This window comes from Agromyces sp. NSFZ (assembly GCF_056156205.1).
On the sequence record NZ_CM149585.1, the window covers coordinates 859711 to 872570 of the forward strand.

12 protein-coding genes are annotated in these 12860 nt (G+C 71.8%); 11 read left to right on the plus strand and 1 reads right to left on the minus strand.

Annotated elements, in window-relative coordinates:
• The first annotated feature begins 136 nt into the window (after window positions 1-136).
• The 10 genes from ACVFI9_RS04135 to ACVFI9_RS04180 all read left to right on the plus strand — a co-directional run bounded on the left by ACVFI9_RS04135 (window position 137) and on the right by ACVFI9_RS04180 (window position 10798).
• Entirely contained in the window at window positions 137-1687 is a 1551-nt protein-coding gene (locus tag ACVFI9_RS04135) for an ABC transporter substrate-binding protein (RefSeq protein WP_474764777.1), read from the plus strand.
• A gap of 92 nt (window positions 1688-1779) precedes the next feature.
• Entirely contained in the window at window positions 1780-2724 is a 945-nt protein-coding gene (locus ACVFI9_RS04140) for an ABC transporter permease (protein WP_474764778.1), read from the plus strand.
• A complete protein-coding gene (locus ACVFI9_RS04145) occupies window positions 2721-3608 on the plus strand; it encodes an ABC transporter permease (RefSeq protein WP_474764779.1) in 888 nt (295 codons plus the stop codon). The genes ACVFI9_RS04140 and ACVFI9_RS04145 overlap by 4 nt, the downstream gene beginning before the upstream one ends.
• Window positions 3605-4516, plus strand: a complete 912-nt coding sequence (murQ, locus tag ACVFI9_RS04150) for an N-acetylmuramic acid 6-phosphate etherase (RefSeq protein WP_474764780.1) — start codon at window positions 3605-3607, stop codon at window positions 4514-4516. Before ACVFI9_RS04145 ends, murQ begins: the two co-directional genes overlap by 4 nt.
• Window positions 4513-5685: an anhydro-N-acetylmuramic acid kinase gene (locus ACVFI9_RS04155; RefSeq protein ID WP_474764781.1), complete on the plus strand. Its 1173-nt coding sequence runs from the start codon at window positions 4513-4515 to the stop codon at window positions 5683-5685. The genes murQ and ACVFI9_RS04155 overlap by 4 nt, the downstream gene beginning before the upstream one ends.
• Window positions 5686-5688: 3 nt before the next feature.
• The gene (locus tag ACVFI9_RS04160; RefSeq protein ID WP_474764782.1) at window positions 5689-6192 is read left to right on the plus strand and encodes an N-acetyltransferase family protein; all 504 of its coding nucleotides are present in this window, start codon (window positions 5689-5691) and stop codon (window positions 6190-6192) included.
• On the plus strand, window positions 6189-7283 hold the full coding sequence (locus ACVFI9_RS04165) for a mandelate racemase/muconate lactonizing enzyme family protein (protein WP_474764783.1): 1095 nt from the start codon (window positions 6189-6191) through the stop codon (window positions 7281-7283). Before ACVFI9_RS04160 ends, ACVFI9_RS04165 begins: the two co-directional genes overlap by 4 nt.
• On the plus strand, window positions 7280-8380 hold the full coding sequence (locus ACVFI9_RS04170; protein ID WP_474764784.1) for a serine hydrolase domain-containing protein: 1101 nt from the start codon (window positions 7280-7282) through the stop codon (window positions 8378-8380). The genes ACVFI9_RS04165 and ACVFI9_RS04170 overlap by 4 nt, the downstream gene beginning before the upstream one ends.
• A complete protein-coding gene (locus tag ACVFI9_RS04175; protein WP_474764785.1) occupies window positions 8377-10008 on the plus strand; it encodes an ABC transporter ATP-binding protein in 1632 nt (543 codons plus the stop codon). Before ACVFI9_RS04170 ends, ACVFI9_RS04175 begins: the two co-directional genes overlap by 4 nt.
• Before the next feature lie 19 nt (window positions 10009-10027).
• A complete protein-coding gene (locus tag ACVFI9_RS04180) occupies window positions 10028-10798 on the plus strand; it encodes a glucosamine-6-phosphate deaminase (RefSeq protein ID WP_474764786.1) in 771 nt (256 codons plus the stop codon).
• A gap of 77 nt (window positions 10799-10875) precedes the next feature.
• Here the strand turns inward: ACVFI9_RS04180 and ACVFI9_RS04185 are convergent, their stop codons facing one another.
• Entirely contained in the window at window positions 10876-11691 is an 816-nt protein-coding gene (locus ACVFI9_RS04185) for an NAD(P)H-binding protein (RefSeq protein ID WP_474764787.1), read from the minus strand.
• Window positions 11692-11850: 159 nt separating this feature from the next.
• Between ACVFI9_RS04185 and ACVFI9_RS04190 the strand changes: the two genes are divergently transcribed.
• Window positions 11851-12831: an AraC family transcriptional regulator gene (locus ACVFI9_RS04190; protein ID WP_474764788.1), complete on the plus strand. Its 981-nt coding sequence runs from the start codon at window positions 11851-11853 to the stop codon at window positions 12829-12831.
• Window positions 12832-12860: the final 29 nt, after the last annotated feature.

Sequence of the window (12860 nt, forward strand, 5' to 3'; positions counted from 1 at the left end):
GTACGAGAAATTTTGTTACTTCGATAGCCAGTGTGGTGTACTTTTGTGACCCATTGAGATCACCGTTGCTCTTCGACCCGGCGCCCACAGCGAATCACCAACCGGACGAGGCACACAAGCACTGAGGAGTTCCCCCATGAACGGTGGCATCCGCGGCATCCGCGGCGCCCTCGGGGCGGTCGGCCTGGCAACAGCCGTCGCCCTGACCATCACCGGCTGCACGTCGGCCGAGCCCGCACCGACCGAGGAAGTGGCGGCCGGCGGCTCGCTCGTCATCGGCGTCACGAGCGACCCCGACACGCTGTTCCCCTGGAAGGCCACGCAGTTCCAGGCCGTCAACGTGCTGCAGAACCTGTACGGCACGCTCACGGAGTTCGACGCCGACCTCAACGTGGTGCCCGGCCTCGCCGAATCGTGGGAGGTCTCGGAGGACGGCCTGACCGTGACCTTCACCCTGCGTGAGGGCGTCACCTTCGCCGACGGCAGCACCTTCGGCTCCGAGGACGTGAAGTTCTCGCTCGACGCCATCAAGGACGAGGCCACCGCCGCCGTCTCGCGCAGCTCCCTCGCCTCGGTCGCCTCGGTCGAGGCGCCCGACGAGCTGTCGGTCGTGCTCACGCTGACCGCGCCCGACGCGGCCCTGCCGGCGAACCTCGCGGTCGTCAACATGGCGATGCTCTCGTCAGACGACACCGAAGCCGCCCTCAACACCACGCCGAACGGCACCGGGCCCTTCGTGCTCGAGGACCGCACGGCCAGCCAGTCGCTGACCCTCGCGAAGAACGAGGCGTACTGGGGCGACACCGCGAAGCTCGACACGGTCGAGTTCCGGGTGATCCCCGACGAGTCGTCGATCGTCTCGGCCATGCAGTCGGGCAACGTGCAGCTCGCCGTGTTCGACGACCCGCTGGTCGCGCAGACCGCCGAGAGCGGCACCGTCTCCGTCGAGGAGACGCCGCAGCTCAGCTACCACGCCCTGCAGCTGAACGCCCGCCGCGGCGACCTCGCCGACGTGAACGTGCGCCTCGCGATCCAGTGCGCCATCGACCGCCAGGAAGTGCTCGACACCGCCGCCCTCGGGGAGGGTGAGGTGACCGGCCCGATCACGTCGCCGGCGTACCGCTCCGACGCCGATGCCCGTCCGTGCCCCGAGCGCGACCTCGAGAAGGCCGCCGAGTACCTCGACAAGGCCGGCAAGTCGGCCGGCGTGACGATCAAGACGATCGTCTCGCAGGGCGAGTACGCCACGAGCGTCAACGAGGCGCAGAACCTCAAGGCGCAGCTCGCCGAGGCGAACATCACGCTCGAGCTCGAGGTGCTCGAGTCCGGCGCCTTCGTCGACCGCTGGATCGCCGCCGACTTCGACGCCGCCGTCGCCCTCAACGGGGGACGCCCCGACCCCGACGGCATGTACGGTCGCTACTTCACGAGCACGGGCAACCTGAACCAGGTCGCCGGCTACAGCTCGCCCGAGCTCGACGAGCTGTTCGCCGAGGGCAAGCAGAGCGCCGACCCCGACGAGCGCAAGAAGATCTACACGAAGGTCTCCGAGCACCTCGAGGAGAACGCGGCGTGGATCTGGCTGTTCACGAGCTACTCCTACACGGCCGCGGCATCCGAGGTCCATGGCTTCACGCCCATGGCCAACGGTTCGCTGCAGTACCTGCGCACCACCACGGTCAACTAGAACCCCGAACGGCGCGGCGCGCTCCACACCTGCGTCGCGCCGTTCGGCACTACCACCGGAAGACCATGCTTCGACGACTCTTCAGGAACCCGATGCTCCGTCGCATCCTCGCCGCGCTGGCGACGTTGCTCGGGGTCGCGGTGTTCGTCTTCATCATGCTGCGGGCGATCCCCGGCAACCAGATCACGGCCGGCCTGGGTACCGAGGCCGCCGCGCTCACCCCGGCCCAGCGCCAGGCGCTCGAGGCGTACTACGGCCTCGACCAGCCGCTGATCGTGCAGTTCTTCACCTGGCTGGGCAACATCTTCGCCGGCAACCTCGGCTTCTCGGCCCGTGCCCAGCAGAGCGTGCTCGAACTGACCGCCCAGTCGCTGCCCGTCACCCTCGAGCTGGCGATCTTCTCGATCGTCCTGGCGCTCGCCATCGGCATCCCCCTCGGCATGCTCTCGGCGTCGAAGCCGGACTCGCCGCGCGACGCATTCGGGCAGCTGGTCGGCCTCGCGGGCCTGTCGATCCCGGCCTTCCTCCTCGCCACGACGCTCCTCGCATGGCTCGCCGCGTCGCTCGGGTTCAACCCGAACGGCGAGGGCTACGCCACCTTCTTCGAGAACCCCTGGCTGAACCTCCAGCAGATGCTGCTGCCGTCGCTCGTGCTCGGCTTCGGCATCGCCGCGCCGATCATGCGCACCACGCGCACCGCGGTGCTGGAGATCCGTTCGAACGACTTCATCCGCACGGCGAAGGCCAAGGGTGTCGCGCCGCGCCGGCTCCAGGTCAAGCACGTGCTCGGCAACGCGCTCGTGCCCATCGTCACCATGACGGGCCTGCAGTTCGGCTACCTGCTGGGCGGCGCCGTCGTGGTCGAGCAGATCTTCTCCCTCCCGGGCATCGGCCGTCAGGTGCTGCTCGGCATCCAGCAGAAGGAGTACGCACTCGTGCAGAGCACCGTGCTCGTCATCGCCCTCGCGTTCGTGATCGTGAACCTCCTGACCGATGTGCTCTACCGCATGATCGACCCCCGGGTGCGTGCCGCATGACCGACATCACGCAATCGGCCGCGCTGGCCCCGGGCGGCGGACGCACCGCGGAGGGCGTCCGGCTCCTCCTGCGCAGCCGCAGCGGCGTCATCGGAGTCATCCTGATCGTCGTGCTCGGCGCGCTGAGCCTCCTCTCGGCATTCGGCCTGCTGCCCTACGACCCGATCGCGCAGGATCCGCCATCGCGCCTGCAGCCGCCGTCGGCCGTGCACTGGTTCGGCACCGACCAGTTCGGCCGCGACGTGTTCTCGCGGGTCGCGGCGGGCGTTGCGAACTCGGCGCTCATCTCGATCGTCGCGGTGGCGTTCGCGGCCGTCGTCGGCACGCTCGCGGGCGTCGTCGGAGGGTTCTACCGGGGCGTCTCCGACGGCGTCATCACGGGGGTAACGAACGTGCTGTTCGCGTTCCCGCCGCTGCTGCTCGCGCTCTCGCTCGCGTCGGTCTTCGACCGCAACTGGTTCACGATCGCCGTGGCCATCGCGATCGTGTACGTGCCGATCTTCATCCGCGTGACGCGTGGTCCCGTGCTCTCGTTGCGCGAGATCGAGTACGTCAAGGCGGCCACCAGCACGGGCCAGAGCCGCGCGATGGTGATGTTCCGCCACGTGCTGCCGAACATCACGTCGATCATCATCGTGCAGGTCACGCTCTCGCTCTCGTGGGCGGTGCTGACCGAGGCGTCGCTCAGCTTCCTGGGCCTCGGCACCCCGCCGCCGGCGCCGTCGCTCGGCTCCATGATCTTCGAGGCGCGCACGCTCATCGGCATCGCCCCCTGGACGATGTTCGCGCCCGGCGTCGTCGTCGTCCTCCTCGTCGTCGGTCTGAACCTCCTCGGTGACGGACTGCGCGACGCACTCGACCCCAGAAACAGAGGAAAGAAATGACCACCCCCGACGCCGACCTGGGGAATCTCGCCACCGAGGCGAGCCAGCCGCGCTACGCGGAACTCGACCGGATGAGCGTCGCCGAGCTCGCGGCCGTCATGAACGAGGCCGACGCCACGGTTCCCGGCGCCGTCGCGGGTGCGCTGCCGCAGATCGTTCCTGCCATCGAGGCCGCGAGCGAGCGGATGTCGCGGGGCGGGCGCCTCGTGTACGTGGGCGCCGGCACGCCCGGCCGCATCGGCATCGTCGACGCATCCGAGTGCCCGCCGACGTTCAGCACGCCGCCCGAGCTGGTCTTCGCGATCATGGCCGGCGGCCCGTCGGCGATCGTGACGCCCACCGAGGGTGCCGAGGACGATGCGGAGGCCGGAGCGGCCGCGATCGACGAGGCCCGCATCGGGCCGCTCGACACGGTCGTCGGCATCGCCTCCAGCGGTCGCACGCCGTACGTCCTCGCGGCGATCGAGCGGGCGCGCGCACTCGGCGCCCTCACGGTCGGGCTCTCCTGCAACGTCGGCACGCAGCTGAGCGCCGTCGCCGAGCTCCCCATCGAGGTCGCCGTCGGCCCCGAGGTGCTCACCGGCTCGACCCGGCTCAAGGCCGGCACGGCGCAGAAGCTCGTGCTCAACATGTTCTCGACCATCGTGATGGTTCGGCAGGGCAAGACCTACGGCAACCTGATGGTCGACCTGAAGCCCACGAACCACAAGCTGCGCGACCGTGCGGTGCGCATGGTGAGCCAGATCGCCGACGTGCCGCGGGAGCGCGCGGCGGCGACGCTCGCCGACACCGGATACGACGTCAAGTCGTCGGTGCTGATGCTCGCCCGCGGGGTCTCGCAGGCCGAGGCCGCGGAACGCCTCACTGCGGCCGGGGGCCGGCTGCGGCCCGCGCTCGAGGGGGCATGATGCGCGTCCTCGGCATGATCTCGGGCACCTCGCACGACGGCATCGACGTCGCCGTCGTCGACTTCGCCGAGCACGACGGCGCCCTCACCGGCCGCGTGCTGCACGAGGCGAGCACCCCGTACGCGCCGGAACTGCGCGAGAAGCTGATCGCGGCGCTGCCCCCGGCGCCGACCACGCTCGCCGAGATCTGCGAGCTCGACACCCTCATCGGCCAGGCGTTCGCGGCGGCCGCGCTGGCCGCGAGCGACGCCGTCGGAGGCGTCGACGTCGTGACGTCGCACGGCCAGACCGTGTACCACTGGGTCGACGGCGCCCGAGCCCTCGGCACCCTGCAGATCGGCCAGCCCGCCTGGATCGCCGAACTGCTCGGCGTGCCGGTGGTCGCCGACGTGCGCATCCGGGACATCACCGTCGGCGGGCACGGCGCCCCGCTCGTGTCCTTCCTCGACGAGCTGCTGCTCCGCGGCCGCGCGGGCGTCTCCGCTGCGCTCAACCTCGGGGGCATCGCCAACATGACGGTGGTGGGCGCCGGATCCCTCGTCGCCTACGACATCGGCCCCGCGAACGCCCTCGTCGACGCGGTCGTGGTCGACGGCTCGATCAACCGCCTCGGCTACGACGAGGACGGGCGGATCGCGGCGAGCGGCTCGGTCGACGAGGAGTTGCTGGCGGTGCTGCTCGACGACCCGTACTACGCGCTGCCCGCGCCGAAGAGCACGGGCAAGGAGCACTTCCATCTCGACTACGTCCGTGCGGCGGAGGCGGGACTCGGTCGCTCGCTCGCGATCGCCGACCTGGTGCGTACGCTCACCGAGCTCACGGTGCGCACGGTGGCGCGCGACGTGCGGGCGGCAGGCATCGGGTTCCTCGCGGTCTCGGGCGGCGGATGCCGCAACCCGTTGATCCTCGACGGGCTCCGTGCCGCGCTGCCCGGCGTGACCGTCGTGCTCGCCGACGACCTCGGCGCGCCGGCCGACAGCAAGGAGGCCATCGCGTTCGCGCTCATCGGATGGTGCACCCTGCACGGCGTCGCGGCGACGGTGCCGGGCGGCACGGGTGCGCGCGCGCCGCGGATCCTCGGTGCGATCACGCCGGGCGCCGGCCCGCTCGTGCTGCCGAAGCCGCTCGACCGCGGCCTGCGTTCGCTCGTGCTCGAGGCGGGGCACTGAACCATGACCGTGACGCTCCGTACCGCGACGGTCGACGACCGTGACGCGATCGTCGCCGTCTTCCTCGACTGCTGGCGCGAGAGCTACGTCGGCGTGCTGCCGAGCGCCGCGATCGAGGCGATGACGGATGCCCGTGCGCAGGCGCTCTGGCATCGAGTGCTCGCGTCGACCGACGGCACCGTGCTCGTCGCCGAGCGCGACGGCGACGTGCTCGGCGTCACCCGGTTCGCGGCCGACGCCGACGGCGACGGCGGCACGGTGCATTCCCTCTACGTCTCGCCGCGTGCACGCGGCCTCGGCCTCGGGACGCGTCTGCTCGACGCGGCGTACGATTCGCTGCGTGCCGGCGGCGCTCGTTCGGTGGCGCTCTGGGTGTTCGAGGCGAACGCTCCGTCGATCGGGTTCTACCGTGGCCGCGGGTGGCTGCCCGACGGGGGAGCTCGAACGCAGGACGAGTTCGGCGAGCCCGAGTTGCGGCTCCGCCGCGGTGCAGGGGAGTCCGGATGACCCGCCTCGCCGCACTTCGGGTGCATCGCGTTCCGAGCCCGCTCGTGCGGCCGTTCGTCACCGCCGTCCGGCGGGCCGAGCACCTCGATGTCGTGCTCGTCGAGGCCGTCGACAGCGACGGTCGCAGCGGCTGGGGCGAGGCTCCCGCCAGCTGGCGGGTGACGGGGGAGAGCCCCGAGAGCGTGCACGCTGCGGTCGACGGCCCGGTCGCCGAGGCGGTGGTCGGGGTGCCGACCGCCGAGCGCGAGCGCTGGTCGACGGCGATCGCCGCCGCCCTGATCGGCAACGGCGCCGCCAGGAGCGCGGTCGAGTGCGCGCTCACCGATCTCGCCGCCCAGGCGGCCGGCTGCCGCATGGCCGACGTGCTCGGCGCAGCGACCGGCATCCGTCACGTGGCGACCGACATGACCCTCTCGGCCGGTTCCGCAGACGACCTCGTCGCGCGGGCACGCCGCCACGTCGACGACGGCTTCGGCTGCATCAAGGTCAAGGCGTCGGCGGCCGAGGCCGTCGTGCCGGCGCTCGTCGCACTGCGAGCCGAGGTCGGCACGGCCGTCGCGCTGCGCGTCGACGCCAATCAGGCGTGGACCCCTGACGTCGCGATCCGGATCATCCGCGACGCGGAGGATGCCGGCGTCGGCCTCGAAGTCGTCGAGCAGCCGGTCGCCGCCGTCGACCTCGACGGGCTCGCCGAAGTGACGTCGGCCGTCGACACTCCGATCCTCGCGGACGAGTCCGTGCGGACGACCCTCGACCTGCACCGCATCGTGCGCCGCCGCGCGGCCGACCTCGTGAACATCAAGCTCGCCAAGACCGGCGGTCCGGCCGAGGCGCTGCGTCTGGCCGCGGAGGCGCGGGCGGCCGGCCTCGAGGTCATCGTCGGCTGCATGATGGAGAGCGCGGTCGGCGTCGCCGCCGCGGCCTCGCTCGCCGCGGCGATCCGCCCCGATGCGGTGCACGACCTCGACGCCGGCCTCTGGCTTCGGGATCCGACGGTGGTCGGCGGCCTCCGCTACGAGGGCGACCGTGCGGTGCTCGCCGACGCCCCGGGGCTCGGCATCCGCGGGCTCGCCGAACGGGCGGCCGCATGAACGCCCACGAGACCCTCCTCGCCGCCGCCGAGGCCATCGTGACCCCCGGCGCATCGGCGCCGGCCGGGTGCGTGATCGGCATCGACCTCGACGGCGTACGGCACGTCGCCGCGGCGGGGACGGCCTCGCCCGAACCGGTGGGCGCCCCGATGCGCCGCGACACGCTGCACGACCTCGCCTCGGTGACGAAGGTCGTCGGCACCACGACCGCGCTGCACCACCTCGCCTCCACGGGCGCCCTCGCGTTCGACGATGCCGTGGTGCGATTCGTGCCGAGCTTCGGCGGTGCGGCCGGCACGACCGTCCGCGACCTGCTGCAGCACCGTGCCGGGCTCTGGGAGTGGCAGCCGTTCTACCTCGCGCCGGAGCCCGACCCCCTGGTCGCCCTCGACTCGCTCCCGCTCCGCTACGCACCCGGCAGCGAACGGCACTACTCCGACCTCGGGTTCATGACGCTCGGGCGGGTCGTCGAGGCGGTCGCGGGCGAGCGGCTCGACGCAGCGGTCGCCGACCTGGTCGCGCACCCGCTCGGACCTGGGACCCTCGGGTACGGGCCCGTCGGAGACGCCGCGACCAGTTCGTACGGCGACGACGTCGAGCGCCGAATGGTGGCGACGGGGCATCCGTACCCCGTCTCCTGGCACGACGACGGATTCGTCTGGCGCACCCGGCCGATCGCCGGCGCGGCGAACGACGGCAACTGCTTCCACGCATTCGACGGCCTGGCCGGGCACGCGGGCCTGTTCGGATCCATCGACGACGTGCTCGACGTGGCCGCGGCCCTGAGCCGGGCGGACGACCACCCCGGGCTCTGGGATCCGGCCGTGACCGCCGACGTCGTCGCGGCCGGTCCCGATGCCGAGCAGGCGCTCGGCTGGCGGCGCACCGAGCTCGCGGCGCCGGATGGGCCGATGCCGCTGCTGTGGCACCCCGGCTTCACCGGATGCGCCGTGGGCTTCGTCCCAGGGCAGGGCATCGCCGTGGCACTCGCGAGCAACCGGCTGCTCGCCGCCGAACCGACGCCCACCGACACCCTCTGGCGCCATGCGCTCGACGCGCTCGCCTCGATCCTCAGCACACAGGAGTACGCCCCATGACCACGAACGACCCGGTCCTCCGCATCAGCGGGCTTTCGGTCGCCTTCCGCACCGGCGGCGAACTCGTGCCCGCTGTCGCCGACGTCTCCATCGACGTCGCCGCGGGCGAGACCGTCGCCGTCGTCGGCGAGTCGGGCTCGGGCAAGTCCACGACCGCCGCGGCGATCAACCGACTGCTTCCCGAGAACGGCGTCATCACCGCGGGCAGCATCCGCTTCGAGGGCCGGGAGATCACGGAGCTCGGCGACAACGAGCTCGTGCGCCTGCGCGGCGCGGGCATCGGCCTCGTGCCGCAGGATCCGATGTCGAACCTCAACCCGCTGCTGCGCGTCGGCGACCAGATCGGCGAGGCGCTCGCGGTGCACGGCTTCGGCACCGCCGCCGAGGTGCAGGCTCGCGTGATCGAGCTGCTCGAGCTCGTCGGCATCCCCGATCCCGAGCAGCGCGCCCGCCAGTATCCCCACGAGTTCTCGGGCGGAATGCGCCAGCGCGTCCTCATCGCGATGGGCCTCGCCTGCCGGCCGCGCCTCCTCATCGCCGACGAGCCGACCTCGGCGCTGGATGTCACGGTGCAGCGACGCATCCTCGACCAGCTCGATCAGCTCACGGACGCGATGGGCACGGCCGTGTTCCTGATCACCCATGACCTGGCGCTCGCCGCCGAGCGCGCCGACCGCATCGTGGTGATGTTCCGCGGCGCCATCGTCGAGACGGGCACCTCGGCCGAGGTGCTCGAGAACCCTCGGCACGAGTACACGAAGCAGCTCATCGCGGCGGCGCCGAGCCTCGCATCACGGCGGGAGCCCCTGCCGGTCAGGCACGACCACGCCGACGGCCGACCGCTCGTCGAGGTCATCGGCCTGCGCAAGGAGTTCCCGCTGCGCTCGCCGAAGGCGGGCGAACCCACGACGTTCACCGCCGTCGACGGGGTGAGCTTCGTGATTCCGCGCGGCAGGACCGTCTCGATCGTGGGGGAGTCGGGCTCGGGCAAGTCGACGACCGCGAACCTCGTGCTCGGTCTCGAGCCCATCACGGCCGGTCGCATCGAGTTCGACGGAACCGACCTGACGACCCTGAAGCGTCGCGAGCTCTTCGCCTTCCGTCGCCGCGTGCAGCCGGTCTTCCAGAACCCCTACGCGTCCCTCGATCCGCGGTACACCGTGGAGGAGTCGATCGCGGAGCCGCTCGTGGTGCACCGCGTCGGCAACCGCGCCGAGCGCCGCGGACGCGTCGCCGCGCTCCTCGAGCAGGTCGCCCTGCCGGCGGCCATGGCCTCGCGTCTGCCGCACGAGCTGTCGGGCGGGCAGCGACAGCGCGTCGCGATCGCCCGCGCCCTCGCGCTCGAACCCGACCTCGTGGTGCTCGACGAGGCCGTCTCGGCCCTCGACGTGCTCGTGCAGGCGCAGATCCTCGAACTCCTGGCGGGCCTCCAGGCCCGCCTCGGCCTGAGCTACCTGTTCATCAGCCACGACCTCGCGGTCGTGCGCATGATCTCCGACGAGGTGCACGTGATGCAGCGCGGGCGCATCGTCGAGAGCGGCACGCCGGAGCAGATCTTCGACTCCCCGCAGGATCCCTACACGCGGGAACTGCTGGCGGCGATTCCCGGCGCCGCGCTCGCATCCTGAACCACGGAGCCTCCGCATCATGATCATCCACGTCCTTCCCGACGCCGATCGCCTCGGCGAGCTGGCGGCGCGGCACATCGAGGTCGCGCTGCTCGGGGTCCCCGACCCCGTGCTCGGCGTGGCGACGGGCTCGAGTCCCGAACCGGTCTACGCGGCGCTCGCCGCGCGCGCGCTGGCGGGCACGTTCCGCGTCGATCACCTCCAGGCGTTCGCGCTCGACGAGTACGTCGGCCTGCCCGAACGTCACGCCGAGCGCTACCGGAACGTGCTGCTGCGGGCCTTCGCCGATCCGCTCGGCGTCCCCGCCGACCGCGTCCGCGTCCCCGACGGCGGCGGCGCCGACCCCTCGGCCGCGGCGATCGACTACGAGCGGGCGATCCAGCTCGCCGGCGGCGTCGACGTGCAGCTGCTCGGTATCGGTCGCAACGGGCACATCGGCTTCAACGAGCCAGGGAGCGACTTCCGCTCGCTGACTCGGGTGGTCGAGCTGGCGGAGTCGACGCGGCAGGCCAACGCCCGGTTCTTCACGGGTATCGACGAGGTGCCTCGCCGTTCGATCAGCCAGGGCCTCGGCACCATCATGCGCGCACGGGCCGCGATGCTCATCGCGTCGGGACCCGAGAAGGCCGGGGCGGTTGCCGGGGCGCTGACGGGTCCGGTCACCACGGACCTGCCGGCTTCGGTGCTGCAGCGGCATCAGCGTCTCAGCGTCTACCTCGACGGCGCCGCTGCCGGGGCCCTCGACCTGCGATTCCTGACGTCGGTCGCGGTCGTGCACGACTGGCGCTGAGGGGAGATCGACGCCGAGCGCCCGGTGCTCGGCGGGCGCGAATCCGGGATCGGCATGACGCTCGTCGACGACGACGCTCACGCCCGGGCGCCCACCCGTGCCGCCTCCGTCAGCACGGTGCGCGCGTCCCGCGGCGGCCGGCCGAGCGCCTCGAGGACGCCCGTCGTGGGCGACACGTTCCGCCCGTCGAACACCTCGCGGCACAGCTCGGTGAGGAGCGTCGCGACCTCGGGCCCGGCGCCGTCGGCGACCGCGGCGTGGAACTCGTCGAACCCCACGGGGACGTACTGCACGTCGCGGCCGTCGATCTCCGAGAGCAGGGCCGCCAGCTCGGCGAAGCTCAACGACTCCGGGCCCGTGACCTCGTGGACGCGCCCTTCGTGCCCCGTTCCCGTCAGCGCCTCGACCGCGACCTCGGCGAGGTCGTCGACGTCGATGAACGGCTCGCGCACGTCGCCGGCGGGCATGGCGAGCACGCCGGAGAGCACCGCGTCGCGGAGCATCCCCTCGGTGAAGTTCTGGAGGAACCAGCTCGCCCGCACGACGGTCGCCGGAACGCCCGATGCGAACAGGATGTCCTCGCAGCGACGGGCCGCGTCCTCGCCCCGCCCCGAGAGCAGCACGAGGTGACGCACGCCCGCATCGCGGGCGACCTCGGTGAGCCGCGTGATGGCCGCCTCCGATCCGGGAGCGGCGAGGTCGGGCACGTAGGCCGCGTACAGGCGGTCGACGCCGTCGAGGGCGTCGCGCCAGCCCTCGGGCCGCTCCCAGTCGAACGCAGGGGCCGTGCCACGAGCGAGGCGGCGCACGTCGACGCCCCGCTCCTCGAGCAGGTCGGCGACGCGTCGACCGGTCTTGCCGGTGGCGCCGATGACGGCAGTGGTGGATGACATGAGGGATTCCCTTCGTCGGTGTGTGCCAATGTGCGTCCACCCTCGCGCGGCTTCGGTGGATGAACAATCGCCACACGTTCACGTTTCTATGCCGTTCGTCCAGATCCCGGGATGTCCGGCATCTCGGCATGAGACCGTGGACGCATGGTCAATCCGCGCATGGCAACGGCTGGTGCCGACCTCGTCGACGGCGTGCAGTTCGGCGACGGACTGCACCTGCTGCGCTTCACGGGCGCCCTGTACTGCCGCGCCGAGATGACCGCGCCGTGGGGCGTGGGGTTCCCCGAGCTCGACGGCTACATGATGCTTCCGGTCGTCCTCTCCGGCCGGTGCATCCTCGAGGTCGGCGACGACCGGTACCCGCTCGAGGCGGGCAGCGCAGCCCTCATCACTCGCGGCATCCGTCATCGACTGCTGAGCACGTCGGATGCCGCATCCACGCCGTTGTTCGACATTCCCGCCGAGCAACTGAGCGACACCTTCGAGCACATGCGCTTCGGCGGCGGCGGTGAGCCGGCGCAGATCGCCTACGCGGCCATGCGGGTCGACGCCCCTCTCACCGCCCGCCTGATCGCCGAGCTTCCCGAGGTGATCCGCGTCGACGCCTGGGACGACGGCGAGGCGAGCGCGTTCGGCACGGTGCTGCGGTTGCTCGCTCGCGAGGCCGAGGCGGTGCAGCCCGGCGGCGAGGCGGTGATGACCAGCCTGGCCGACGTGCTCGTCATCCAGATGATCCGCCGCTGGTTGCGGGGCAGCGATGCCACGACCGGATGGCTCGCTGCTCTCCGCGACCCGCAGGTCGGCCGTGCCCTCGGCCGGATGCACGCGCATCCCGACGACGAATGGACCCTCGTGAAACTCGCCGGCGTGGCGAACCTCTCGCGCTCGGCGTTCGCGGAGCGCTTCACGGCCCTCGTCGGCGAGCCGCCCATGCGGTACCTCGCGGCATGGCGGCTCGAGCAGGCCCGAGCCCAGCTCGCGCGAACGGATGACCCGATCGGGGCGATCTCGGCACGCGTCGGCTACTCCTCCGAGGCCGCGTTCAGCCGCGCCTTCAAGCGGCACCACGGCATGACACCCGGAGCGGCGCGCCGCGCGGTCGGGAGTGCGCCGCAGCAGATCCCGGTTCGAGCGAGATGACGCCACGGCGACCCCCGACGGGATAGGTT

What these genes read in the sequence shown, in the direction of transcription:
- ACVFI9_RS04180 (WP_474764786.1), top strand. Translation starts at nt 10,028, where the DNA reads ATGATCATCCACGTCCTTCCCGACGCCGATCGCCTCGGCGAGCTGGCG.
- ACVFI9_RS04175 (WP_474764785.1), top strand. Translation starts at nt 8,377, where the DNA reads ATGACCACGAACGACCCGGTCCTCCGCATCAGCGGGCTTTCGGTCGCC.
- ACVFI9_RS04145 (WP_474764779.1), top strand. Translation starts at nt 2,721, where the DNA reads ATGACCGACATCACGCAATCGGCCGCGCTGGCCCCGGGCGGCGGACGC.
- murQ (WP_474764780.1), top strand. Translation starts at nt 3,605, where the DNA reads ATGACCACCCCCGACGCCGACCTGGGGAATCTCGCCACCGAGGCGAGC.
- ACVFI9_RS04165 (WP_474764783.1), top strand. Translation starts at nt 6,189, where the DNA reads ATGACCCGCCTCGCCGCACTTCGGGTGCATCGCGTTCCGAGCCCGCTC.
- ACVFI9_RS04190 (WP_474764788.1), top strand. Translation starts at nt 11,851, where the DNA reads ATGGCAACGGCTGGTGCCGACCTCGTCGACGGCGTGCAGTTCGGCGAC.
- ACVFI9_RS04185 (WP_474764787.1), bottom strand. Translation starts at nt 11,691, where the DNA reads ATGTCATCCACCACTGCCGTCATCGGCGCCACCGGCAAGACCGGTCGA.
- ACVFI9_RS04135 (WP_474764777.1), top strand. Translation starts at nt 137, where the DNA reads ATGAACGGTGGCATCCGCGGCATCCGCGGCGCCCTCGGGGCGGTCGGC.
- ACVFI9_RS04170 (WP_474764784.1), top strand. Translation starts at nt 7,280, where the DNA reads ATGAACGCCCACGAGACCCTCCTCGCCGCCGCCGAGGCCATCGTGACC.
- ACVFI9_RS04155 (WP_474764781.1), top strand. Translation starts at nt 4,513, where the DNA reads ATGATGCGCGTCCTCGGCATGATCTCGGGCACCTCGCACGACGGCATC.
- ACVFI9_RS04140 (WP_474764778.1), top strand. Translation starts at nt 1,780, where the DNA reads ATGCTCCGTCGCATCCTCGCCGCGCTGGCGACGTTGCTCGGGGTCGCG.
- ACVFI9_RS04160 (WP_474764782.1), top strand. Translation starts at nt 5,689, where the DNA reads ATGACCGTGACGCTCCGTACCGCGACGGTCGACGACCGTGACGCGATC.